We start from the raw sequence: 23093 nt of genomic DNA on the forward strand, positions 1-23093 counted from the left end.
GTTCTTCAGTGCAAATCGGCCCTCACATTCTGCGCAACAACGTTTTCGTCGCTCCCATGGCGGGCGTGACGGACCGGCCTTTCCGTCAGTTGTGCAAGCAACTGGGTGCCGGCTATGCCGTGTCGGAGATGGCGGCGTCGAATCCGCGCCTGTGGGCGACGGAAAAAAGCACGCGTCGCACGGATCACGAAGGCGAAATGGAGCCGAAAGCCGTGCAAATCGCCGGCGCCGATCCACAAGACCTGGCCGATTGCGCCAAGTTCAACGTCGACCGCGGTGCGCAGATCATCGACATCAACATGGGTTGCCCCGTGAAGAAGGTATGCAACAGCTGGTGCGGTTCGGCCTTGCTGCAAAACGAAAGCCTGGTCGAACGGATTTTGCACGCCGTCGTCAACGCCGTTGATGTGCCCGTTACCTTGAAGTTTCGCACGGGCTGGAACCGCGAAAACAAAAATGCCTTGCGCATCGCCCGCATCGCCGAGCAGGCCGGCATCCAGATGCTGACCTTGCACGGCCGCACGCGCGCCGATGGCTACAAAGGTGATGCCGAATATGAAACTATTGCCGCAGTGAAAGCATCGGTGGGCATTCCAGTGGTCGCCAATGGCGACATCACCAGCCCGCAGAAGGCCCGCTTCGTGCTCGATCAAACGGGTGCCGATGCCGTCATGATCGGCCGCGCGGCGCAGGGGCGGCCGTGGATTTGTCGCGAAATCGACCATTTCTTGCGTACCGGCACCTTGCTGCCGGCGCCCTACGTGGACGAAGTACGCACCTTGATGGATGAGCATTTGCGCGCCCATTACGCGTTTTACGGCGAATTCCTCGGTGTGCGCACAGCACGCAAGCACATCGGTTGGTATGTGCAGGACCTGGAAGGCGGCGAAGCGTTCCGCCAGCAAATGAACTTGCTGGAGTCGACGGACGCGCAATTGCTGGCCGTCGATCAATTTTTTGAGTCGCAATGGAAATTTGGCGAGCGGTTACAATACCGCCTCTCCGAATCGAGTGAAAGTGGCCTGATCGATGTGATCAAACCTACGGCCACGGCAGCATGAGCAGATAACACAAGCAGGAAAATAAGTTAGCAGTAGATAAGTTAGCAGTAATACAAGGGCGAGCGCCTATACAGAGCGTCATGCAATATTAATTACAACACCGGGGCAAGATGGCAGCACGCGGACCGCATGAGCGGCGCGGCACCCGATTGCCTGGTGTTCAGCCGGTTGAAGCATACAAATGAGTAAAGAAAGCATTCAGGAAGTCGTACAGAAAAGTCTAGAAGATTACTTCAATGACCTGGGCGAACAACAAGCATCGAATATCTATGACATGGTCGTGCTGACCGTGGAAAAGCCCATCCTGGAGGTCGTGATGACACGCGCCGATGGCAACCAGTCGCACGCCGCGCAGATGCTGGGCATCAACCGCAACACCTTGCGCAAGAAATTGCAGGAGCACGGTTTGCTGTAATGCCGGCATGCAAGTGACGCCAAGATTTGAATCCGCCGCCGCCGCAGCCAGACGACTGAGCGGCGCCATTCGCCAAGAACACTTAACCACCTAGCCACAGCCATGATCAAACAAGCTCTCCTTTCCGTTTCCGACAAGACCGGCGTTCTCGAATTCGCGCGTGCCCTGTCTGCCCTCGGCGTCAACCTCCTGTCCACCGGCGGTACCGCCAAATTACTGGCAGACAACGGTGTTCCCGTCACGGAAGTTGCCGATTACACGGGTTTCCCGGAGATGCTCGATGGCCGTGTGAAGACCTTGCACCCGAAAGTGCACGGCGGTATCCTGGCGCGCCGCGATTTCCCCGAGCATATGTCGAAACTGGTCGAGCACGACATGCCGACCATCGACATGGTGGTGGTCAACCTGTATCCATTCCAGGGCACGGTCGCCAAGGCCGATTGCACGCTGGAAGACGCGATCGAAAACATCGATATCGGCGGCCCGACCATGTTGCGTTCGGCAGCCAAAAACCACAAGGACGTCGTCGTCATCTGCGATCCGACCGACTACGACGCTGTGCTGGCGGAATTGCGCTCGGCCGACGGCACGGCCGGCACGGTCAGCTACGATACCAAGTTCATGCTGGCGAAAAAAGTCTTTGCGCATACGGCGCAATACGATGGCGCCATCACCAACTACCTGACCAGCCTGGGGCCGACGAAAGTGCACGCCGAGCGCGGCGCCTACCCGCAAGTGTTGAACGTTGCATTTGAGAAAGTGCAAGACATGCGTTACGGTGAAAATCCGCATCAGAGCGCCGCTTTTTACCGCGATCTGATCACGATCGATGGCGCGCTGGCCAACTACCGCCAGTTGCAAGGCAAGGAATTGTCGTACAACAACATCGCCGATGCCGATGCAGCCTGGGAGTGCGTGAAGAGTCTGGGCGGCTTTGAGCAAAGCGCTGCCTGCGTTATCGTCAAGCACGCCAACCCGTGCGGCGTCGCGCTGGGCAAGAATGCGGCTCAAGCCTATGCGCGCGCCCTGCAGACCGACCCGACTTCCGCGTTTGGCGGCATCATCGCCTTCAACACGGAACTCGACGGCGCCACCGCCGCCGAAATCGCCAAGCTGTTCGTCGAAGTGCTGATCGCGCCATCGTTCTCGGCCGAAGCGAAACAGATTCTGTCGAGCAAGCAAAACGTGCGCATGCTGGAAATCGCGCTGGGCAGCGGCGTCAACGCCATGGACTTCAAGCGCGTCGGTGGCGGCTTGCTGGTGCAATCGCCGGATGCGAAAAACGTCGGCGTCGGCGACTTGCGCGTGGTCAGCAAGCTGCAGCCAACGCCGCAGCAATTGTCCGACCTGATGTTCGCCTGGAAAGTAGCGAAATTCGTCAAGTCGAACGCCATCGTCTTCTGTGGCAATAACATGACCCTGGGCGTGGGCGCTGGCCAGATGAGCCGTATCGACTCGGCCCGCATCGCATCGATCAAGGCGCAAAACGCTGGCCTGTCGCTGACCGGCTCGGTGGTGGCGTCGGACGCCTTCTTCCCGTTCCGCGACGGCCTCGACGTCGTCGTCGACGCGGGCGCGACCTGCGTGATCCACCCGGGCGGCTCCATGCGCGACCAGGAAGTGATCGATGCGGCGGACGAACGTGGCGTGGTCATGCTCTACACGGGCACGCGTCATTTCCGTCATTAATTAAACCCAACGGCAAATGCTGGGGTCAGACCCGCCGGGTCTGACCCCGGATGTTGCTTGTGGGGTGACGATGTATAGAACGGCAGGCACCGGTTATTCACCGGTGTCTGCCGTATTCATTATAGAATCTGGCGATGATTATTCTTGGCATCGATCCTGGGCTGCGCACGACCGGCTTTGGGGTCATTGAAAAACACGGCAACAAGCTGCGCTATATCGCTTCGGGGACCGTCAAGACCGGTTCCGAAGAGCAATTGCCGCCGCGCCTGAAGATCATCTTGCACGGCGTGAGCGAAATCGTCAGCACTTACCGGCCCGACTGCGCGGCCATCGAAAAAGTGTTTGTCAACGTCAATCCCCAATCGACTCTGCTGCTGGGCCAGGCGCGCGGCGCGGCCATTTGCGCGCTCGTGCATGCCGACCTGTCGGTGGCCGAATACACGGCGCTGCAAGTGAAACAAGCCGTCACGGGCCACGGCAAGGCGGCCAAGGAGCAGGTGCAGGAGATGGTGGCGCGACTGCTGTCCTTGCCCGGCTTGCCTGGTACGGATGCGGCCGATGCGCTGGGCGTGGCCATTTGCCATGCCAACAGTATCGATGCGCTGGCCATGCTCGGCGCGGTGGCGCCCCAACTGCAAGGCTTGCGCATGAAGCGCGGCCGTTTAGTGGGATAGGCGCATGGCCCTCATATATATACACAACATTAGGAACACGCGATGATAGGTCGTCTCTCCGGTATTTTGCTTGAAAAGAATCCGCCACAATTGCTGGTCGATTGCCAGGGCGTCGGCTATGAAGTCGATGTGCCGATGAGCACGTTCTACAACTTGCCCCAAGTGGGCGAAAAAGTCGTGCTGTTCACGCACCAAGCCATCCGTGAAGATGCGCACCTGCTGTTTGGCTTCGGCAATGCGGCCGAGCGGGCCGTGTTTCGCCAGTTGATCAAGATCACGGGCGTGGGCGCGCGCATGGCCTTGTCCATCCTGTCGGGCATGACGATTGCCGACCTGGCGCAAGCGATCACCTTGCAAGATTCCGGCCGCCTGGTCAGAGTGCCTGGCATCGGCAAGAAGACGGCCGAACGCCTGTTGTTGGAATTGAAGGGCAAGATCGGTGCGGATCTCGGCCCGCTAGGCGCACACGCTGCGCCCGATGCGCAGTCCGATATCCTCAATGCCCTGCTGGCGCTGGGCTATTCGGACAAGGAAGCAATGGCAGCCGTGAAAAACGTGCCGGCCAGCAGTGGCGTGTCGGACGGCATCAAACTGGCGCTGAAAGCGCTGTCGAAAGGCTAACGGGAACACTGCATGAGCATCCAGACCGATATCTTCACGGAGCAGCGCATCATCGACGCGGCGCCCATCTCGCATAACGAAGAGGCCATCGAACGGGCCTTGCGCCCCAAGCAGCTCGACGAGTACGTGGGGCAGGAAAAGATCCGTGGCCAGCTGGAAATTTTCATCACGGCCGCGCGCCAGCGCAAGGAAGCGCTCGACCATACCTTGCTGTTCGGGCCACCTGGCCTGGGCAAGACGACCCTGGCGCACATCATTGCGCGCGAAATGGGCGTCAATCTGCGCCAGACCTCGGGCCCCGTGCTGGAACGCCCGGGCGACCTGGCGGCGATTTTGACGAACCTGGAAGCGAACGACGTCCTGTTCATCGATGAAATCCACCGGCTGTCACCGGTTGTGGAAGAGATCCTGTATCCGGCGCTCGAAGATTATCAAATCGATATCATGATTGGCGAAGGCCCGGCTGCGCGTTCCGTGAAGCTCGATTTGCAGCCGTTTACCCTGGTCGGCGCCACCACGCGCGCCGGCATGCTGACCAATCCACTGCGCGACCGTTTTGGCATCGTCGCGCGCCTGGAGTTCTATAACACGGGCGAATTAACGAAGATCGTCACGCGCAGCGCCGCCTTGCTGAAAGCGCCCATCGACCCGGAAGGTGCGCATGAGATCGCCCAGCGCGCGCGTGGCACGCCGCGCATCGCCAACCGCTTGCTGCGCCGCGTGCGCGATTTCGCGGAAGTCAAAAGCAATGGCGACATTACCAAGGTGGTGGCCGACCGCGCGCTGGCCATGCTCGACGTCGATTCCGTGGGCTTTGACGTGATGGACCGCAAGCTGCTCGAAGCGGTGCTGTTCAAGTTCGGCGGCGGCCCCGTCGGCATCGGCAACCTGGCAGCCGCCATCGGCGAAGCGGCCGATACCATCGAAGACGTACTGGAACCGTATTTGATTCAGCAAGGCTTTTTGCAGCGCACGCCGCGTGGCAGGGTCGCTACGCCAGCGGCCTATCTGCACTTCGGCGTCAGCGCGCCGCGCACCGGCCCCGGTGGTGAAGCGTGGGAACTGTGATGGCGCACGAGCGTCAACCGCGTATGCCGAGCCTGCCGGGCATGCAAATCTGGATCGACGCCGATGCCTGCCCCGTGGTCATCAAGGAAATCCTGTACCGCGTGGCCGAGCGCCTGGAGTTGCCGCTCATCCTGGTAGCCAACCAGGGCTTGCGCGTGCCGCCGTCGCGTTTTATTCGCACCGTGCAAGTGCCGTCCGGTGCCGATGTGGCGGACCAGGAAATCGTGCGGCTGTTGAATCCGGGCGACCTCGTCATCACGGGCGATATTCCGCTGGCGGCCGACGTGCTGACCAAGGGCGGTTTTGCGCTCAATCCGCGTGGCGATTTTTACACGAAGGACAATATCGCCCAGCAATTGACGATGCGCGCCTTCATGGAAGAATTGCGCAGTGGCGGCGTGGACACCGGTGGCCCGGCCGCCTTCAGCCAGTCCGACCGGCAGCAGTTCGCCAACAGCCTGGACCGGCATCTGAGCAAGCATCACCGCAAGCCGGCGCCAGCCGTGCGCCAGACGTAAAAAAGCCGGCGCAGGGCCGGCTTCAGCGGGGCCGTGCGTGCGCTGCTTATTCTTCGCGCAACCACGTCTGCGAACGGCCAAACATCGGCACACCGACATAGCCGCGCACTTGCAGCTTGCTGCCGCCTTCCGTCAGTTCAGCCTTGCTCTTGTAGACCTTGCCGCTGGCCGGATCCGTGATTTCGCCGCCCGCCCATTCCTTGCCGTCATATTTCAGGCCGGACAAGATCACCAGGCCGATGATGGGCTGGTCCTTGTTGGCGCCCGTGCACTTGTCGCACTTGGGGTTTGGATCTTCATTCGGGCTACGGAACAGCTTGTCAATCTTGCCTTGCAAGACGCCGTTGCTTTCCGTGATGACGACCAGCGATTTCGGTTTGCCGGTGGCGTCGTCGATGGTTTTCCACGTGCCGACCGCGGTGTTGTTGCCGTCGCGCGCGGCGGCGCTGCCGGCGATAGCCAGGGCGGCCATCATGATGCTTGCTGCGACGCTTGCTTTGGATATTTTATGCATTGCTAGTCTCCTATGTTTTTTTGATCGGATCGCGAACATTCTATATACCAAGGCAAGACCAGCAGTGCTGCGCGGCGTCACGCAGGACGCCGCGCAATCTTGCCAAACTTGCCTTATGCGCTGGCTAGTTTAGCAAACTGTTCGCGCAATTTTTCAATTGTGGCCGAAAAACTGAGCAGACGCTCGTTTTCTTGCGCAACAATGGCGGCCGGGGCGCGCGCGACAAAGCTCTCATTGCCTAATTTGCCATTTACTTTGGCAATTTCCGCTTCGATGCGGGCGATTTCCTTGCCCAGGCGTTCGCGTTCGGCGGCCACGTCGATTTCCACTTTCAGCATCAGCTTGGTGGTGCCGACGATGGCGACGGCGGCAGGCGAGTCTGGCAGCGCATCGACGATCTGCACTTCGGCCAGCTTGCCCAGCGACTGGATGTAGGGCGCGTACGAGGCCAGTGCTGCCTTTTCCGTCGCATTGCCCGCTTCGACGATCAGCGGCACGCGCACGGAAGGAGAAATCTGCATTTCGCCGCGCAGGTTGCGTGTCGCATCCGTCAACGCTTTCAGCTGCTGCATCCACGCTTCGGCCGCTTCATCAATCTTGTCGGTGTTGGCGATCGGGTACGGCTGCATCATGATGGAATCGCCCTCTGGCTTGAGCGTCTTGCCGGCCAAAGGCGCGACCGTCTGCCACAGCGCTTCCGTGACGAAGGGGATGATCGGATGGGCCAGGCGCAGCACCACTTCCAGCACGCGCAGCAGGGTGTGGCGGGTGGCGCGCTGCTGGCCTTCCGTACCTTGCTGCACTTGCACCTTGGCCACTTCCAGGTACCAGTCGCAATACTCGTCCCAGACGAATTTATAGATCGATGCGGCGATATTGTCGAAACGGAAGTCTTCGAAGCCCTTGGCCACGTCCAGTTCCGCTTTTTGCAGCAAGGAAATGATCCATTTGTCCGCTTGCGACAGATCGGCGTCGTTCGCAGTGCAATCCTTGCCTTCCGTATTCATCATGACGAAACGGGTGGCATTCCACATCTTGTTGCAGAAGTTGCGGTAGCCTTCGCAGCGGCCCAGGTCGAAGTTGATATTGCGGCCCAGCGATGCATAGCTGGCCATGGTGAAGCGCACGGCGTCGGTGCCGTAGGCGGAAATGCCTTCCGGAAATTCCTTGCGCGTCGCCTTGGTGATCTTTTCCGCGTCGCGCGGGTTCATCAGTCCCGTGGTGCGCTTGACGATCAAGCCTTCCAGGTCGATGCCGTCGATCAGGTCGATCGGGTCGAGCGTATTGCCCTTCGACTTGGACATTTTCTGTCCCGTCGAGTCGCGCACCAGACCGTGCACGTAGACGGTGTCAAACGGCACCTTGCCCGTGAAGTGCGCCGTCATCATGACCATGCGCGCGACCCAGAAAAAGATGATGTCGAAACCCGTCACCAGCACCGACGATGGCAGGAAAGCTTTCATGTCCGGCGTTTCTTCGGGCCAGCCCATGGTCGAGAACGGCACCAGGGCCGACGAGAACCACGTGTCGAGCACATCGTCGTCACGCTTCAATGGGCCCGTGCTACCGGCGGCCAATGCCTTGGCTTGCGCCTCGGCTTCGGTCTTGGCAACAAAGATATTGCCCTTGTCGTCGTACCAGGCCGGGATTTGATGGCCCCACCACAGCTGGCGCGAGATGCACCAATCCTGGATGTTGTTGAGCCATTGGTTGTAGGTGGTGCTCCAGTTTTCCGGCACGAACTTGATGTCGCCGTTGGCGACCTTGTCCAGCGCGGTTTCGGCGATCGATTTGCCGGGGAAGAAAGTGCCTTCCGGGGCCGGTTTGCTCATGGCGACAAACCACTGGTCCGTCAGCATCGGCTCGATGACGACGCCGGTGCGGTCGCCGCGCGGCACCATCAGCTTGTGCGGCTTGACTTGCTCGAGCAAGCCTTGCGCATCGAGGTCGGCGACGATCTGCTTGCGCGCGGCGAAGCGGTCCATGCCGCGGTAGGCTGCCGGCGCGTCGTCGGTGATCTTGGCATCGAGCGTCAGGATGACGATTTGCGCCAGTTTGTGGCGCTGGCCCACGGCGTAATCGTTCATGTCGTGCGCCGGCGTAATCTTCACGCAACCGGTGCCGAATTCCTTGTCGACGTATTCGTCGGCGATGATGGGGATTTCGCGATCGCTCAAAGGCAGTTTCAGCATCTTGCCCACCAGCGGCAAATAGCGCTCGTCCGTCGGATCGACGGCCACGGCCACGTCGCCCAGCATGGTTTCAGGACGCGTCGTGGCCACCGTCAGGAAACCGCTGCCGTCGGCCAGCGGGTACTTGATGTACCACATGGAGCCGTCTTCTTCCTCGGATACCACTTCCAGGTCGGACACCGCCGTGCCCAGTACGGGATCCCAGTTGACCAGGCGCTTGCCGCGGTAGATCAGGCCTTGCTCGAACAGGCGCACGAAGACGTCGGTGACCACTTTCGAGCGCGGTTCATCCATCGTGAAGTATTCGCGCTGCCAGTCGGCCGAGGCGCCCAGGCGGCGCATTTGCCCGGTGATGATGGAACCGGATTTTTCTTTCCATTCCCACACTTTTTCCACGAATTTCTCGCGTCCCAGGTCATGGCGCGAAATCTTTTGCGCGTCCAGCTGGCGCTGCACGACGATTTGCGTGGCGATGCCGGCGTGGTCGGTGCCGGGAATCCAGGCCGTGTTGTGACCGAGCATGCGGTGGTAGCGCGTCAGGCCATCCATGATGGTCTGGTTGAACGCATGGCCCATGTGCAGGGTGCCGGTGACGTTCGGCGGCGGCAACTGGATGCTGAAGGAAGGTTTTCCGGCATCGAGGGTGGCGGTAAAGTAACCGCGCTGCTCCCACTCGGTGCGCCAGAATTGTTCAATGTCGGCGGGCTCGAAAGACTTGGCTAATTCCATGATTTGGCGTGTGATTGGCAAAAGGAACCATTATAGATGACGCGGCATCGCCTGCAGCGTGGCAAGCGGCCTTTTCAGTGTTTTGGCGGCTTGGCGGGGCGTTTGGCCGCAACAGAACGTGGCTAAAAGTGCTGTCGATGTTATAATTTACGCCCAGGCGCCTCCTGCCCCATCTTTGCGGACAGCGCCAGCAGACGCAGTTTTATCGAACTCCCGTCCGCGTCACCAGGCCAGCGCATTAGCGATGCCAGCCACTTTCAGCACGTTCCCTGCGGGACGTGCGCCTGAGCCACGCGCACCTCCAGCGGTGCACAATTCACGGCGGAATACCGCGCGTCTTCGTCTTTATCGGCCGCGCCGCCATCGCTTAGCCAGGAAGGTTGTTATCTGGCCTGTCGTTTTTCGATACGGCACGTCCCGCAGCGCCTAGCTGCCTGTGGCCGTGCCACGGCCGCGCGCTTTCCCGGTTTTGCCTTAATAAGGAAACCAATATGAAAAAAATCTCGATTGCCCTGGCACTTGCCACCCTGGGCACCTTGCCCGCCGCCCACGCCCAGTCGTCCATCGATGCGTCTTCAGTCACCATGTATGGCTTGATGGACGCTGGCTTGGTGCAGGAAGGCGGCATCAGCAAGCTCACCAGCGGTGTCTCGGCCGGCTCGCGTCTGGGCCTGCGCGGCACGGAGTCCTTGGGCGACGGCTGGCAAGCCGTGTTTACGCTGGAAGCGGGCGTACAGCTCGATACGGGCCGTTCCGACCAGGCCGGGCAGTTGTTTGGCCGCCAGGCTTTTGTCGGCCTCAATAGCCCGCTGGGCATGCTCACTGCGGGCCGCCAGTACAACTTGCAAAGCGAGGCGCTGACCGACGTGGCTGACCCGTTCGAGGGTGGCATGGCGGGTGCCTCGACCAACCTGGCTGGCTATTCGGCCACGCGCATCGACAATACCGTGCGCTATACCTCGCCCGAGCTGCGCGGCGTCACGGCCACCGTCATGTTTGGCTTTGGCGAACATACGGGTGTTGCTGCAGATCAACGCTCGCTGGGCCTGTCCCTGGGCTATGTCAACGGTCCCTTGACCCTGCGCCTGGCGCGCCAGCGCCTGAGCGGCGAATTTGGCAAGGCCGACGCGAATAACACTATCTTGGCTGGCAACTACAACTTCGGCGTGGCCACGGCGTTTGCCGGCTATGGCCGCAACACGGGCGATGGCAGTAGCCTGTTCTTGGCGGAAAACCCCTATGGCGCGGCGCAGGCGCCGGCCCAGTCCACGGATAGCCGCGACGCCATCGTCGGCGTCTCCGTGCCGCTCGGCGCGACGACGCTGCTGGCCTCGTTCATCCATAAGGATGACCGCGATGCGGCCAACCGCGATGCGCAGCAACTGGCCATCGGCGCCACGTATGCCTTGTCCAAACGCAGCAAGGTATATCTTGCTTACGCACACATCCGCAACCGCAACGATGCCGCTTACATGGTGGGCAATGCCACCGAAGCGGGCACGGGTAACCGCGCGCTGAACCTCGGCTTGCTGCACGCGTTTTAAGCGGGCAGCGCTTTTCTCTGCAATAGCAGTTCTTCGAAGGCGGGCGCGGTCAGCGGGCGGCTGAACAGATAGCCCTGCATCTGGTCGCAGCCGTGTTGGCGCAGGAAGGCCAACTGCTGCGCCGTTTCCACGCCTTCGGCGATCACTTTCAGACGCAGGCTATGCGCCAGTGAAATGATGGCGCGCACGATGGCAGCATCGTCGCCGTGCGTGATGTCGCTGACGAAGGTCTTGTCGATTTTTAAGACGTCGATGGGAAAGTGGCGCAGGTAGGCCAAGCTGGAATAGCCGGTGCCGAAGTCATCAATGGACAACTGCACACCCAGCGCCTTGAGCTTGCGCATGATGGTCGTGGCTTGTTCCACGTCATGCATGACCATGCTTTCCGTCAATTCCAGCTCCAGATGGGCGGCATCGAGGCCTGTTTCGGCCAGTGCCTGCGCTACCGCATGCAGCAGATTCCTTTGTTTGAATTGCCGCGCCGACAGGTTGACAGCCAGGCGCAGCGGGCCATGGCCGGCCACTTGCCAGGCACGCACCTGGGCGCATGCCGTGCGCAGTACCCAGTCGCCGATAGGGATGATCAAGCCCATTTCTTCAGCCAGGCCGATGAAGTTGATAGGTGCAATGCGCCCCAGTTGCGGATGTTGCCAGCGCAGCAGTGCTTCCATGCCCACCACTTTGCCGCTGGCCAAGTCGAGCTGGGGCTGGTATTCGAGATGGAATTGTTTGCGTTCCAGGGCATGGCGCAACTCGCTCTCCAGTCCCAGCCGCGCCAGCGTGCCAGCATTCATGCTCGATGCATAGAAGCGCCAATGACCGCGCCCCAGTTCCTTGGCGCGATACATGGCGATGTCGGCATGCTTGATCAGCGTATCGGCATCCTGACCATCGTCGGGATACACGGCCACGCCCATGCAGCAGCTGAGCAAAAATTCATATTCGCCCAGTTGCAGCGGCTGCGCCACGGCATCGAGGATGCGCTGCAGGATGGCGGTGCCTGGTTCCCCCTTGCCATGCTGTGGCAGCAGCAGCACGAATTCGTCGCCGCCCAGGCGCGCCACCGTGTCGACTTCGCGCGTGGCGTCGCGCAGGCGCTCGGCCACGTTTTTCAGCACTAGGTCGCCGGCATCGTGGCCCAGGGTATCGTTGACGAACTTAAAGCGGTCGAGGTCGATGAACACCACCCACAGGGGCAGGTCGTTACGTCGCGTCATGGCCATCGCCTGTTCCATTCGCTCGCGCAGCAGCAGGCGGTTGGCCAGGCCCGTCAAAGTATCGTGTCGCGACTGTAATTTCAGCTCTTGCTCGAAGCGCATGACCGTGCTGATGTCGTATTGCGCAACGACAAAGTGGCTGACGTGGCCATTGCCATCGTCGTGCACGGGGGCGACGAACAGCTCGCTCCAGTAGCAGCTGCCATCTTTGCGGAAATGCCGCACGATAGCCTTGCCTTCGTGCTGTTCGCGCATGGCCGTCGTAATGGCATGCATGTCTTGCCGTCCTTGCGCAGGCCCCTGCAAGTGTTCCAGGCGCTGGCCGATGACTTCGCCAGCGGCATAGCCGGTGATGCGTTCGAAGGCGGGATTGACGTATTCGATCAGGTAGCCTGGTGCGTCGGCGCTGCACAGGATGACGGCATTGGCCGACACTTCGATGATGCGTTCGCGCAAACGCAGCGACTTTTCTTGCTGCACGCGCGCGGCGAGGTCTTCTGACAGGCGCACATTGGCAAACTGTAGCGCTGCCGTGCGTTCGCCCGCGATGCGGGCAATTACGGCGTTGCGCGACATCAGCTGAAACACATACGCCGTTGCCAGCAGGCTCGACAGCAGTCCGCCCAGCAGCACATACAGCGAAGCGCGATGGCTCGCTGTCAGACCCGTTCCGCCGGCGTGGTACTGCAACAGCAGCTGCATGTTTTCCGATTCGATCTGGCGCGCAGAGGCGTAGCACAGGGCCGTCAGGCACAACCCGAGCGCCACGGTGAGCAGGGCCGCAGTGGAAGCAGAAATGGAGAGGCGTTTGAAAAAAGCGTGCATGATGGCGTCCGTGAGCTGCGCCCGTGCCGATCCATGATCCGGCAACCCTGGCAGTGACTGACTGTAGGGCGCGCAGCGAATCACCGTCTGTTCGCTAGCGAACGGACAGTGATGTCAGCAAGACATATACTCGCCGCATTGTGCAAACGCTGTGTTACGCTGCTGCAAATGGCTGCCCTCGTTCGGACGTCTTTCATCTCTCCCCTAGCTGACGACTGGAAACCAGGAAACCTGCCTATGTCGAGTCCGTATGCCCAGCCGCACAACCCGAATCAAAACCATTTGCTCGCCGCCATGCTCGACGCCGATTTCGCGCGCCTGGCGCCCCATCTGGAGCAAGTGTCCATGTTGCTCGGTGACGTGATCTACGATTCTGGCGACAAGCTGCAGCATGTGTATTTCCCCACCACGGCCATCGTTTCCATTCATTACCTGCTGGAAAACGGCGGCTCGTCCGAGATCGCCGGCGTCGGTAATGAAGGCGTGGTGGGCGTGTCGTTGTTTATGGGTGGCAACTCGACACCGAGCCGCGCCGTGGTGCAGACGGGCGGTGTCGGCTATCGCCTGAAGGCGCACTTGCTGATGGAAGAATTCGATCGCGCTGGCGCCGTCATGCGCTTGCTGCTGCGCTACACCCAAGCGCTGATTACGCAAATGTCACAGACGGCCGTCTGCAACCGCCACCATACTGTAGAGCAGCAGCTATGCCGCTGGCTGCTGCTGACCATGGACCGCCTGCCGGACCGCGAGCTGACCATGACGCAGGAACTCATTGCCAATATGCTGGGCGTACGCCGCGAAGGCGTGACCGAAGCGGCCGGGCGCTTGCAGGCGCGCGGTTTCATCAGCTACCGGCGCGGCCATATTTCGGTGCTGGACCGCGCTGGCCTGGAAGGCCATGTGTGCGAATGCTATGGCGTGGTGAAGAAGGAGTTCGCGCGCCTGCTGTCGGACGTGCGCCAGCGCCAGGCACCCTGAACACAGCATTCAATACCGCATGCCCGTTTCTTATCGTTGTCATTGCCCAGGCTTATCATGCAATCTGTCGAAAACACCCCCCCGCGCGCACCGTCGCGTTGGCCCATGGCGCTGGCATTTTCGTTCAGCGCCGTCGGGCTGATTGCCGTTGGCGTGCTGGCTTGGCGCGCGCCGTTCGAGACGGCGTGCGTGATTGACGCGCTGGTAGTGCTGCTGCTGATGTTGCTCGTGGCGCTGTACCGGCGTACGGTGGCGGCCGGTCTGCCACGCCAGTTGCTCAAAGCGGGTGCCTTGCAGGATGCGATTTTCAACAGCGCCAATTTCTCCTGCATCGCCACCGATGCGCAGGGGGTGATCCAGATTTTCAATGTGGGTGCCGAACGCATGCTCGGCTATGAAGCGAGCGACGTCGTCGACAAACTGACGCCGGCCAGTATTTCCGACGCGCAAGAGATCATCGTCCGCGCCGCCGCCCTCAGTGCCGAGCTCGACACCGTCATCACGCCCGGCGTGGAAGCGCTCGTGTTCAAGGCTTCGCGCGGCATCGAAGACATTTATGAACTGACTTACATTCGCAAGGATGGCAGCCGTTTCCCCGCCATGGTATCGGTGACGGCCCTGCGCGATGCACAGAGCAAGGTCATCGGTTACTTGCTGATCGGCACCGACAACACGGCGCGCAAGCAGGTCGAGGCGGAGCAGGCGCTGCTGGACCAGCGCTTGCGCGAGCAGCAGTTCTACACGCGCTCGCTGATCGAATCAAATATCGATGCCATCATGATGACGGACCCGCGCGGCATTATCAGCGACGTCAACCAGCAGATGGAAGCACTGACGGGCTGCACGCGCGATGAATTGATCGGTGCGCCATGCAAGAATTACTTTACAGAACCGCAACGCGCTGAGGAAGCCATTGTGCGCGTGTTGCGTGAGGGCAAAGTGACCAATTACGAGTTGACGGCTTTGGCGCGCGACGGCAAGCAGACGGTTGTTTCCTACAACGCCTCGACCTTCCACGACCGCAACCGCAAGCTGCAGGGCGTGTTTGCCGCCGCGCGCGACGTGACGGAACGCAAGCAGTTCGAATTGGCCTTGCAAGACACGAATATCGAAATGGAAAAAGCCCGCCAGGCGGCGGAAAAGGCGAACCTGGCGAAGTCCGAGTTTTTGTCGAGCATGAGCCATGAATTGCGCACGCCCTTGAACGCCGTGCTGGGCTTTGCCCAGTTGATGGCGTCCGAGACGCCGGCGCCGAGCTTGCCGCAGCAGCGCTCGATCGACCAAATCCTCAAGGGTGGCTGGTATCTCTTGCGTTTGATCAATGAAATCCTCGACCTGGCCATGATCGAGTCGGGCAAGGTCACCATGTCGGAAGAGGCGATGTCCTTGCTCGACGTGTTGCAAGATTGCCAGGCGATGATCGCGCCACAGGCCGAAAAACGCGGCATCAGCATGCATTTCCCCCGTTGCGGCAAGGCCTTCTATGTGCATGCCGACCGCACGCGCGTGAAACAGGTGATGATTAACCTGCTGTCGAACGCCATCAAGTACAACCAGAGCGGCGGCAGCGTGAAAGTCGAGTGCCGTCATCATGGCGAGCGCGTGCGCGCCAGCGTCACGGACAGCGGCGCTGGCCTGAACGCCGAACAAATGAGTCAGTTGTTCCAACCCTTCAATCGCCTGGGCCAGGAAAGCAGCACGGAAGAGGGCACGGGTATCGGCCTGGTCGTCACCAAGCAACTGGTCGAGCTGATGGGGGGCCAGATCGGTGTCGACAGCACGGTGGGCATGGGCACCACCTTCTGGGTGGAATTCCAGGCCTCGCGCGCGCCTGAGCTGCATCTGGAAGAGGGCGTAGCCTTGCCCGCGGTACAGGAAGATCCGGAAAGCCAGCGCACCTTGCTGTACGTGGAAGACAATCCCGCCAACCTGGCGCTGGTGGAGCAATTAATTGCCCGCCGCAGCGACTTGAAGCTGCTGACGGCCATCGATGCGCACCTGGGCATCGACCTGGCGCGCACGTATCAGCCGGACGTGATCTTGATGGATATCAACCTGCCCGGCATCAGCGGCTATGGCGCCCTGCGCATCTTGCATGACGATCCGCTGACCAGCCATATCCCCGTGATGGCCCTGTCGGCCAACGCCGTGCCGCGCGATATCGAGAAAGGCCTGGAAGCGGGCTTCTTCCGCTATTTGACCAAGCCCATCAAGGTCGTCGAATTCATGGATGCGCTCGACGTGGCCTTGCACCATGCAGCCGCACACGGCTTGGCCGACGACACGCACGCAGCACGCTAATTTTGCATTTCATTTTAGGAATACCGCCATGCTTCAAGCCACTGAGATCCTGAACGCCAGCATCCTCATCGTCGATGACCAGGAGGCCAACGTCATGCTGCTCGAGCAGGTGTTGCGCAATGCCGGCTATACGCGCATCACGTCCACCATGGACCCGCAAGCGGTGCACGCGCTGCACCAGCAGCACCGCTACGATCTGATCTTGCTCGACTTGCAGATGCCTGAAATGGATGGCTTCGAAGTCATGGATGGCTTGCGCGACATCGAGGCGGGCAGCTATCTGCCGGTGCTGGTGATTACGGCCCAGCCCGGCCATAAGCTGCGCGCGCTACAGGCCGGCGCCAAGGACTTCGTCAGCAAGCCCTTCGACCTGGTGGAGGTGAAGACGCGCATCCACAACATGCTGGAAGTGCGTTTGCTGTACCAGAAGCTGGCCGAATACAACAAGTCGCTGGAACAGTTGGTGGAAGAACGCACGGCCGAGTTGCGCGAGAGCGAAGCGCGCTTCCAGCGCTTTACGGAACTGTCTTCCGACTGGTACTGGGAACAGGATGCACAGGGTAAGCTGACGCGCTTTTCCGGTCCCGTGGCTGAAATGCTGGGCATCGGCAGCGAGGAAGAGCCGCAGCGCTGGAACGCGGCCGAGCGTGCATTGCTCGACGCCAAGATCGCCGCGCGCGAACCTTTCCTCGACTTCATCTATAGCCGCGCCAACCTGGACGGCAGCACGCAGTATCTGCAGGTCAGTGGCGAGCCGATGTTCGACAATGGCAGCCGTTTCATCGGCTATCGCGGCATCGGTCTCGATGTCACGCAGCGCCTGCGCGCTGTCTGATTGCCGACCGTTGATCTATACTTGTTGTTATTGACATCAACAAGGAAAGTATCATGGTTGACAAATCACTGCCCGAATACTGGTTTCCCGCCAAGACCTACGGCTGGGGCTGGGGTTTGCCCATCACCTGGCAGGGTTGGCTGGTGTTCCTGGCCGCGCTGGCGCTGTTCGCCTGCGGCGCCTTCCTGTTCCCGCCACAAACCATGCTGCTGGGCTACATCGTGTATGAAGTCGCCATCGTCGCCGCGCTGATCGCCGTGTGCCAGTGGAAGGGCGAACCGACCGCCTGGCGCTGGGGCAAGAAGAAATAAGCGCGCCGGTATCTGCTGCATTGCAGCAGATACCGGCACGACGACAACGCAAGAAATCATCTGGCCACGCGGCGCGAAGCGCGTATAATTGGCCCGCTGCCGCAAGGCGGCAAACGCTAGGGGTCCTGCCTTTCGCTGTGGAAACACAGTGCAAGCGCGGGTGAGAAATACCCTCCGAACCTGATCTGGATAATGCCAGCGAAGGGAAGCTTTAGGATGAACGCACCTCGCTTTTCCGCGTGCGCGCAGCCGAACCTCCTTAGCTGGCTCCAGGCTTAAAAATAGTCTAGCCAAGGAGCCAAAATGAACGCCAATCCGAAATTCCTCTCCGCCACCGCCACGGTCGACGAAGCGGCCATCGCACCGCTGCCCAATTCGCGCAAGATCTATATTGAAGGCAGCCGCCCCGATATCCGCGTGCCCATGCGCAGAATCAGCCAATCCGATACGGAAGCGTCGTTCGGCGGCGAAAAGAATCCGCCGATCTACGTGTACGACACGTCCGGCCCGTACACAGACCCGGAGGTGCAGATCGATATCCGCTCGGGCCTGGCTACGCCGCGCCTGCCGTGGATCATGGAGCGGGCCGACACGGAAGAATTGCCCGGTCCCACCTCCGACTACGGCATCGCCCGCCTGGCCGACCCGACACTGGCCGAGCTGCGTTTTAACCTGCACCGCAAGCCGCGCCGCGCCATCGCCGGCAAGAATGTGACGCAAATGCATTACGCCCGGCAAGGCATCATCACGCCGGAAATGGAATTCGTGGCCATCCGCGAAAACATGCGCCGCCACGAGTATTTGCGCGAACTGAAAGCCTCCGGTCCCATGGGCGAGCGCCTGGCCGAGCTGATGGGCCGCCAGCATCCGGGCCAGTCCTTCGGCGCCAGCATTCCTGCGCAAATCACGGCCGAATTCGTGCGCGAGGAAATCGCCCGTGGCCGCGCCATCATTCCCGCCAACATCAACCATCCGGAAGTCGAACCGATGATCATCGGCCGCAATTTCCTGGTGAAAATTAACGCCAATATCGGCAATTCGGCCGTCACTTCGTCCATCGGCGAGGAAGTGGAAAAAATGACCTGGGCCATCCGCTGGGGCGGCGATAACGTGATGGACTTGTCTACTGGCAAGCACATCCACGAAACGCGCGAATGGATCGTGCGCAACAGCCCCGTGCCCATCGGTACTGTGCCCCTCTATCAGGCGCTGGAAAAGGTCAATGGCAAGGCCGAAGACCTGACGTGGGAGATTTTTCGCGATACCTTGATCGAGCAGGCTGAGCAGGGCGTTGACTACTTCACCATCCACGCGGGCGTGCTGCTGCGCTATGTGCCGCTGACGGCCAAGCGCTTGACGGGCATCGTCTCGCGCGGCGGTTCCATCATGGCGAAATGGTGTCTGGCACACCATCAGGAATCGTTCCTGTACACGCATTTTGAAGACATTTGCGACATCATGAAGGCGTACGACGTGTCGTTCTCGCTGGGTGACGGCTTGCGCCCCGGCTCGATCTACGACGCCAACGACGAGGCGCAGTTGGGCGAACTGAAAACCCTGGGCGAGCTGACGCAAGTGGCCTGGAAGCACGATGTGCAAGTGATGATCGAAGGCCCGGGCCATGTGCCCATGCAATTGATTAAGGAAAACATGGACTTGCAGCTGGAGCAGTGCGGCGAAGCGCCGTTCTACACGCTGGGACCGCTGACGACCGATATTGCCCCCGGCTACGACCACATCACATCGGGCATAGGCGCGGCCATGATAGGCTGGTATGGCACGGCCATGCTGTGCTATGTGACGCCGAAGGAACACTTGGGCTTGCCCAACAAGGCTGATGTGAAGGATGGCATCATCACGTATAAAATTGCGGCGCATGCGGCCGACCTGGCCAAGGGCCATCCGGGCGCACAAATCCGCGACAACGCCCTGTCGAAAGCGCGCTTTGAATTTCGCTGGGATGACCAGTTCAACATCGGCCTGGACCCGGACAAGGCGCGCGAATTCCATGACGAAACTCTGCCCAAGGATTCGGCCAAGGTAGCGCATTTCTGCTCCATGTGCGGTCCGCACTTCTGCTCGATGAAGATCACGCAGGAAGTGCGCGAATATGCGGCCGGCATGGGCATCGCGGAAGACAAGGCGCTCCAGCAAGGCATGGAAATCAAGGCCATCGAATTCATCAAGAACGGCGCCGAGCTGTACCGCAAGGTATGAAGGAGAGCGTGATGCCTGCATGCATACCCATCACGCTCAACGGCGCGCCGCACCAGGTGCCGCCGGGGCACACGCTGGACCAGTTGATCGCCGCATTGTCGCTGGAAAACCAGGCGCTGGCGCTGGCCGTCAACCGCCATGTCGTGCCGCGCAAGGCGTGGCAGGGCAGGGTCCTGGAAAGCTTGGATCAGGTAGAGATCGTACGCGCCATCGGCGGTGGCTAAATTAAGGAAAAAGCAATGACAAGTAATCATAACGATGATCTGCTGAGCATCGCAGGAAAACAATACCAATCGCGCTTGCTGGTGGGCAGCGGCAAGTACAAGGATTTGTCACAGACGCGCGAAGCGACGGACGCGGCGCAAGCGCAAATCATTACGGTGGCGATCCGTCGCGTCAATATCGGGCAAGATCCGAGCGCGCCCAGCCTGCTCGATGTGCTGCCGCCGGACCAGTACACGATTTTGCCCAACACGGCTGGCTGCTACAACGCCAAGGATGCCGTCTACACCTTGCAGCTGGCGCGCGAGCTGCTGGGCGGGCGCAATCTGGTCAAGCTGGAAGTACTGGGCGATGAAAAGACCTTGTTCCCACACATGCCGGAAACCCTGATCGCGGCCGAAGCGTTGGTCAAGGATGGCTTCGACGTGATGGTCTATTGCAGTGACGACCCGATCCAGGCGAAGATTTTGGAAGATATCGGCTGCGTGGCCATCATGCCGCTGGCCTCGCTGATCGGCTCGGGCATGGGCATCTTGAATCCGTGGAATTTGTCACTGATCATAGCCCAGGCGAAAGTGCCGGTGCTGGTGGACGCGGGCGTGGGCACGGCGTCGGATGCGGCCATTGCCATGGAGCTCGGTTGTGATGGCGTGCTGATGAACACGGCCATTGCCGGCGCGCGCGATCCCGTGCGCATGGCGCATGCGATGAAGCTGGCCGTGCGCGCCGGACGTGCCGCGTTTCTGGCAGGACGCATGCCGCGTAAATTTGCCGCCTCGCCCTCGTCGCCGATGGCTGGCCGCCTGGCGTGATGGGGCGACAGCGTCTGCCGGGTCGTCCGGTTGTGCTGGTGTTTGCCGGCCTCGACCCCTCGGGCGGCGCCGGCCTGGCCGCCGATATCCTGGCCATTGCGGCGCAGGGCGTGCATGCCTTGCCCGTCATCACGGCGCTGACGGTGCAAGACAATGACCGTGTGTTTGGCGTGGAAGCGGTGGCGCCGGCAATGCTGCGCCGGCAGGCGCAGGCGCTGATCGCCAAAATCGCCATTGATGCTGTGAAAATCGGCATCCCCGGCAGCGCTGCAAATGCGGCCGTCATTGCGCAACTGATCGCGCAATTGCGGCTGGTCCGGCCCGACTTGCCCGTGGTGCTCGATCCCGTACTGGCCAGCGGCCATGGTGATCTGCTCAGCAAGGGCGATGCGGTGCTGGCGCTGGCGCCCTTGCTGCCGGTGACGACCCTGATCGTGCCGAACGGGCCGGAAGCGCTGGCCCTCGGTGGCGCAGAAAGTCTGCGCGCGCAAGGCTGCAAGAACGTGCTGCTGACGGGCGGGCATGGTGAGGGCGAGGTGATCGTCAACCGCTGGTGCGATAGCGCAGGCGGCGAGCGCGAGTGGCGCTGGCCGCGTCTGCCCGGCGCCTTCCACGGCAGCGGCTGCACTTTGGCCTCCGCCATCGCGGCACGCCTGGCATTGGGCCATCCGCTGGCCGAAGCGCTGGCGCTGGCACAAAGCTATTGCCATGCGGCCCTGGCCGGCGCGTATGCGATAGCGCCAGGTCAAGGCATACCGCAACGTTTCATTGAATAAGGAAAACATCATGCGTGGACTGTATCTGGTCACCCCCAACTGGGATGACACCGACCGCTTGCTCGACGTGAGCGAGCAAGCCTTGCAGGAAGGCGTTGCCATGCTGCAATACCGGCACAAGAGCGCCGACGCGCAGCAGCGGCGCGAGCAGGCTGGCGCCTTGCTGACCCTGGCCCGCAAGTATGGCGTGCCCTTCATCATCAACGACTTTGTCGCACTGTGCGAAGAGCTCGACGCGGACGGCGTACACGTCGGCGGTACGGACGCTGCCGTGGCGCAGGTGCGCGCGCGCCTGGGCGCGAACAAAATCGTGGGCGCTTCCTGCTATGGCGACATGGCCTTGGCAAGGATGGCCGAGGCGGGCGGCGCCAGCTATGTGGCCTTCGGCGGCTTTTATCCTTCGCTGGTGAAAAAGTACCCGGTGACGACGCCCCCGGATATCGTGCTGCAAGCCAAACGCGAGATCAGCTTGCCGTGCGTGGTGATCGGTGGCATGACGCCGGAAAATGCGGCACCGCTGGCCGCGCGCGGCGCCGACATGGTGGCGGCCATCAGCAGCGTATTTGGCAGCGTGCATCCGGCGGTGAATGTGAATATTGCAGTGCGGCAATTCAATCAATTGTTTGCCGCGTGAGTATCGGCATGGAGGGCTGATTTGGGGGAATAATCGGCATATAATAAGAACATCTTTCATTAGCGAGGTCCCTTTACCCATGAGTCAGCCAGCCGCCGCGAAACGCCTTATCTTGATCGTTGACGATGATCAGATCCTGTTGGAATTCCTCGGCGAAGTCCTGTGCCATGCCGGCTACGAGACAGCCCTGGCCAATTCTGCCGAAGTGGCGCTGCAAATGGTCGCCCAGCGCGAGCCGGACCTGGCCTTGCTCGACATCCACATGCCGGGCATGTCCGGCCTGGAATTGGCCAAGCGCCTGCATGGCGAAACGAGCGTGCCGTTCATGTTCCTGTCTGGCAGCGGCGACAGCGAATCGGGCAAGCAGGCGGCCGCCTACGGCGCCGTTGGCTATGTCGTCAAACCCGTCGATGAAGGCCGCCTGATGCCTGCCTTCGAAGCGGGCCTGGCGCGCGCCGATGAAATCCGCCAGCTGCGCCGCACCGAGCTGAACTTGAATGCGGCGCTGGCCGCCGGCCGCGAAACCAGCCTGGCCGTGGGTTTGCTGATGGGTAAGTTCCAGACGGACCGCAATACGGCGTTCGAGGTGCTGCGCGACCACGCCCGTTCCAGCCGTCGCAAGATCAATGAAATCGCCAGCCAGTTGCTGTTGGCCGAGGAAACCTTGAACGGCTTGCATGGTTCCTTCCTTAACAGGGCAAAAACCAAGTAAGCGTTGAAGCAAGCGTCGGTTTGGCGCCCGCGTAGCACGTCGGCGCCTGTCTTGTTATGATGTGATGGTACGGCGCGCTGGCGCGCCTGGTTCAACCATAGACAGGACATACATGAAAACCAAAGCCGCGATTGCCTGGAAGGCGGGTGCCCCGCTGACGATTGAAGAAGTCGACCTGGCCGGCCCGCGCGCCGGCGAAGTGCTGGTCGAGCTGAAAGCCACGGGCAT

21 protein-coding genes, 1 pseudogene and 1 riboswitch are annotated in these 23093 nt (G+C 60.9%); of the genes and pseudogenes, 19 read left to right on the forward strand and 3 right to left on the reverse strand.

What is annotated here, in order from left to right:
* Nucleotides 1–8 precede the first annotated feature (8 nt).
* From dusB to ACQ4V8_RS20465, 7 genes are all read left to right on the forward strand, one after another.
* Nucleotides 9–1061, forward strand: coding sequence for a tRNA dihydrouridine synthase DusB (gene dusB, locus ACQ4V8_RS20435; protein ID WP_080570545.1), 1053 nt, complete (start codon nucleotides 9–11; stop codon nucleotides 1059–1061).
* Nucleotides 1062–1242: 181 nt separating this feature from the next.
* Nucleotides 1243–1476 (forward strand): helix-turn-helix domain-containing protein, encoded by a 234-nt coding sequence (locus ACQ4V8_RS20440; RefSeq protein WP_008445162.1) that lies wholly within the window; start codon nucleotides 1243–1245, stop codon nucleotides 1474–1476.
* A gap of 102 nt (nucleotides 1477–1578) precedes the next feature.
* Nucleotides 1579–3165: a bifunctional phosphoribosylaminoimidazolecarboxamide formyltransferase/IMP cyclohydrolase gene (gene purH, locus ACQ4V8_RS20445; protein WP_070345814.1), complete on the forward strand. Its 1587-nt coding sequence runs from the start codon at nucleotides 1579–1581 to the stop codon at nucleotides 3163–3165.
* Nucleotides 3166–3299: 134 nt separating this feature from the next.
* Nucleotides 3300–3839: a crossover junction endodeoxyribonuclease RuvC gene (gene ruvC, locus ACQ4V8_RS20450; protein WP_010393321.1), complete on the forward strand. Its 540-nt coding sequence runs from the start codon at nucleotides 3300–3302 to the stop codon at nucleotides 3837–3839.
* A gap of 42 nt (nucleotides 3840–3881) precedes the next feature.
* On the forward strand, nucleotides 3882–4460 hold the full coding sequence (gene ruvA / locus ACQ4V8_RS20455) for a Holliday junction branch migration protein RuvA (RefSeq protein ID WP_010393324.1): 579 nt from the start codon (nucleotides 3882–3884) through the stop codon (nucleotides 4458–4460).
* 12 nt (nucleotides 4461–4472) lie between these two features.
* On the forward strand, nucleotides 4473–5528 hold the full coding sequence (gene ruvB / locus ACQ4V8_RS20460) for a Holliday junction branch migration DNA helicase RuvB (protein WP_436572095.1): 1056 nt from the start codon (nucleotides 4473–4475) through the stop codon (nucleotides 5526–5528).
* Nucleotides 5529–5569: 41 nt separating this feature from the next.
* Entirely contained in the window at nucleotides 5570–6046 is a 477-nt protein-coding gene (locus ACQ4V8_RS20465) for a YaiI/YqxD family protein (RefSeq protein WP_043460334.1), read from the forward strand.
* Between the two features lie 46 nt (nucleotides 6047–6092).
* Here ACQ4V8_RS20465 and ACQ4V8_RS20470 read toward each other — a convergent pair whose 3' ends face one another.
* Nucleotides 6093–6560, reverse strand: coding sequence for a DUF2147 domain-containing protein (locus ACQ4V8_RS20470; protein WP_010393332.1), 468 nt, complete (start codon nucleotides 6558–6560; stop codon nucleotides 6093–6095).
* A gap of 113 nt (nucleotides 6561–6673) precedes the next feature.
* Nucleotides 6674–9481, reverse strand: coding sequence for a valine--tRNA ligase (locus ACQ4V8_RS20475; protein WP_010393334.1), 2808 nt, complete (start codon nucleotides 9479–9481; stop codon nucleotides 6674–6676).
* A 491-nt stretch (nucleotides 9482–9972) separates the two neighbouring features.
* Between ACQ4V8_RS20475 and ACQ4V8_RS20480 the strand changes: the two genes are divergently transcribed.
* Complete coding sequence (locus ACQ4V8_RS20480) at nucleotides 9973–11025, forward strand: porin (RefSeq protein ID WP_010393336.1); 1053 nt, start codon at nucleotides 9973–9975, stop codon at nucleotides 11023–11025.
* Here the strand turns inward: ACQ4V8_RS20480 and ACQ4V8_RS20485 are convergent.
* Nucleotides 11022–13067: a putative bifunctional diguanylate cyclase/phosphodiesterase gene (locus ACQ4V8_RS20485; protein ID WP_070345812.1), complete on the reverse strand. Its 2046-nt coding sequence runs from the start codon at nucleotides 13065–13067 to the stop codon at nucleotides 11022–11024. The two genes, ACQ4V8_RS20480 and ACQ4V8_RS20485, sit on opposite strands and share 4 nt — an antisense overlap.
* 237 nt (nucleotides 13068–13304) lie before the next feature.
* Between ACQ4V8_RS20485 and ACQ4V8_RS20490 the strand changes: the two genes are divergently transcribed.
* From ACQ4V8_RS20490 to ACQ4V8_RS20540, 11 genes and pseudogenes are all read left to right on the forward strand, one after another.
* Entirely contained in the window at nucleotides 13305–14045 is a 741-nt protein-coding gene (locus ACQ4V8_RS20490) for a Crp/Fnr family transcriptional regulator (RefSeq protein ID WP_010393337.1), read from the forward strand.
* A gap of 57 nt (nucleotides 14046–14102) precedes the next feature.
* Nucleotides 14103–16346 carry a PAS domain S-box protein gene (locus ACQ4V8_RS20495; RefSeq protein WP_010393338.1) on the forward strand — a complete coding sequence of 748 codons (2244 nt, stop codon included), beginning with the start codon at nucleotides 14103–14105 and terminating at the stop codon, nucleotides 16344–16346.
* Nucleotides 16347–16374: 28 nt separating this feature from the next.
* Nucleotides 16375–17181: a response regulator gene (locus tag ACQ4V8_RS20500; RefSeq protein WP_070345810.1), complete on the forward strand. Its 807-nt coding sequence runs from the start codon at nucleotides 16375–16377 to the stop codon at nucleotides 17179–17181.
* A 53-nt stretch (nucleotides 17182–17234) separates the two neighbouring features.
* Nucleotides 17235–17492, forward strand: coding sequence for a hypothetical protein (locus tag ACQ4V8_RS20505; protein ID WP_010393340.1), 258 nt, complete (start codon nucleotides 17235–17237; stop codon nucleotides 17490–17492).
* A gap of 108 nt (nucleotides 17493–17600) precedes the next feature.
* Nucleotides 17601–17716, forward strand: a riboswitch (TPP riboswitch).
* A gap of 79 nt (nucleotides 17717–17795) precedes the next feature.
* Nucleotides 17796–19709, forward strand: a complete 1914-nt coding sequence (gene thiC, locus ACQ4V8_RS20510) for a phosphomethylpyrimidine synthase ThiC (protein ID WP_010393342.1) — start codon at nucleotides 17796–17798, stop codon at nucleotides 19707–19709.
* Between the two features lie 11 nt (nucleotides 19710–19720).
* Complete coding sequence (gene thiS / locus ACQ4V8_RS20515) at nucleotides 19721–19933, forward strand: sulfur carrier protein ThiS (protein ID WP_043460341.1); 213 nt, start codon at nucleotides 19721–19723, stop codon at nucleotides 19931–19933.
* Nucleotides 19934–19948: 15 nt separating this feature from the next.
* A complete protein-coding gene (locus ACQ4V8_RS20520; RefSeq protein ID WP_010393350.1) occupies nucleotides 19949–20743 on the forward strand; it encodes a thiazole synthase in 795 nt (264 codons plus the stop codon).
* Nucleotides 20743–21519 (forward strand): bifunctional hydroxymethylpyrimidine kinase/phosphomethylpyrimidine kinase, encoded by a 777-nt coding sequence (gene thiD / locus ACQ4V8_RS20525; protein WP_029496049.1) that lies wholly within the window; start codon nucleotides 20743–20745, stop codon nucleotides 21517–21519. Before ACQ4V8_RS20520 ends, thiD begins: the two co-directional genes overlap by 1 nt.
* A gap of 10 nt (nucleotides 21520–21529) precedes the next feature.
* A complete protein-coding gene (gene thiE, locus ACQ4V8_RS20530; RefSeq protein ID WP_029496050.1) occupies nucleotides 21530–22153 on the forward strand; it encodes a thiamine phosphate synthase in 624 nt (207 codons plus the stop codon).
* Between the two features lie 79 nt (nucleotides 22154–22232).
* Entirely contained in the window at nucleotides 22233–22865 is a 633-nt protein-coding gene (locus tag ACQ4V8_RS20535) for an ANTAR domain-containing response regulator (RefSeq protein ID WP_010393356.1), read from the forward strand.
* Between the two features lie 112 nt (nucleotides 22866–22977).
* Nucleotides 22978–23093: pseudogene (locus ACQ4V8_RS20540) on the forward strand (S-(hydroxymethyl)glutathione dehydrogenase); the annotation flags it as partial.

The organism is Janthinobacterium paucivorans (assembly GCF_051380805.1).
Classification (GTDB): Bacteria; Pseudomonadota; Gammaproteobacteria; order Burkholderiales; family Burkholderiaceae_D; genus Janthinobacterium; species Janthinobacterium lividum_D.

What these genes read in the sequence shown, in the direction of transcription:
- ACQ4V8_RS20440 (WP_008445162.1), top strand. Translation starts at nt 1,243, where the DNA reads ATGAGTAAAGAAAGCATTCAGGAAGTCGTACAGAAAAGTCTAGAAGAT.
- purH (WP_070345814.1), top strand. Translation starts at nt 1,579, where the DNA reads ATGATCAAACAAGCTCTCCTTTCCGTTTCCGACAAGACCGGCGTTCTC.
- ruvC (WP_010393321.1), top strand. Translation starts at nt 3,300, where the DNA reads ATGATTATTCTTGGCATCGATCCTGGGCTGCGCACGACCGGCTTTGGG.
- ruvA (WP_010393324.1), top strand. Translation starts at nt 3,882, where the DNA reads ATGATAGGTCGTCTCTCCGGTATTTTGCTTGAAAAGAATCCGCCACAA.
- ruvB (WP_436572095.1), top strand. Translation starts at nt 4,473, where the DNA reads ATGAGCATCCAGACCGATATCTTCACGGAGCAGCGCATCATCGACGCG.
- ACQ4V8_RS20465 (WP_043460334.1), top strand. Translation starts at nt 5,570, where the DNA reads ATGCAAATCTGGATCGACGCCGATGCCTGCCCCGTGGTCATCAAGGAA.
- ACQ4V8_RS20470 (WP_010393332.1), bottom strand. Translation starts at nt 6,560, where the DNA reads ATGCATAAAATATCCAAAGCAAGCGTCGCAGCAAGCATCATGATGGCC.
- ACQ4V8_RS20475 (WP_010393334.1), bottom strand. Translation starts at nt 9,481, where the DNA reads ATGGAATTAGCCAAGTCTTTCGAGCCCGCCGACATTGAACAATTCTGG.
- ACQ4V8_RS20480 (WP_010393336.1), top strand. Translation starts at nt 9,973, where the DNA reads ATGAAAAAAATCTCGATTGCCCTGGCACTTGCCACCCTGGGCACCTTG.
- ACQ4V8_RS20485 (WP_070345812.1), bottom strand. Translation starts at nt 13,067, where the DNA reads ATGCACGCTTTTTTCAAACGCCTCTCCATTTCTGCTTCCACTGCGGCC.
- ACQ4V8_RS20490 (WP_010393337.1), top strand. Translation starts at nt 13,305, where the DNA reads ATGTCGAGTCCGTATGCCCAGCCGCACAACCCGAATCAAAACCATTTG.
- ACQ4V8_RS20495 (WP_010393338.1), top strand. Translation starts at nt 14,103, where the DNA reads ATGCAATCTGTCGAAAACACCCCCCCGCGCGCACCGTCGCGTTGGCCC.
- ACQ4V8_RS20500 (WP_070345810.1), top strand. Translation starts at nt 16,375, where the DNA reads ATGCTTCAAGCCACTGAGATCCTGAACGCCAGCATCCTCATCGTCGAT.
- ACQ4V8_RS20505 (WP_010393340.1), top strand. Translation starts at nt 17,235, where the DNA reads ATGGTTGACAAATCACTGCCCGAATACTGGTTTCCCGCCAAGACCTAC.
- thiC (WP_010393342.1), top strand. Translation starts at nt 17,796, where the DNA reads ATGAACGCCAATCCGAAATTCCTCTCCGCCACCGCCACGGTCGACGAA.
- thiS (WP_043460341.1), top strand. Translation starts at nt 19,721, where the DNA reads ATGCCTGCATGCATACCCATCACGCTCAACGGCGCGCCGCACCAGGTG.
- ACQ4V8_RS20520 (WP_010393350.1), top strand. Translation starts at nt 19,949, where the DNA reads ATGACAAGTAATCATAACGATGATCTGCTGAGCATCGCAGGAAAACAA.
- thiD (WP_029496049.1), top strand. Translation starts at nt 20,743, where the DNA reads ATGGGGCGACAGCGTCTGCCGGGTCGTCCGGTTGTGCTGGTGTTTGCC.
- thiE (WP_029496050.1), top strand. Translation starts at nt 21,530, where the DNA reads ATGCGTGGACTGTATCTGGTCACCCCCAACTGGGATGACACCGACCGC.
- ACQ4V8_RS20535 (WP_010393356.1), top strand. Translation starts at nt 22,233, where the DNA reads ATGAGTCAGCCAGCCGCCGCGAAACGCCTTATCTTGATCGTTGACGAT.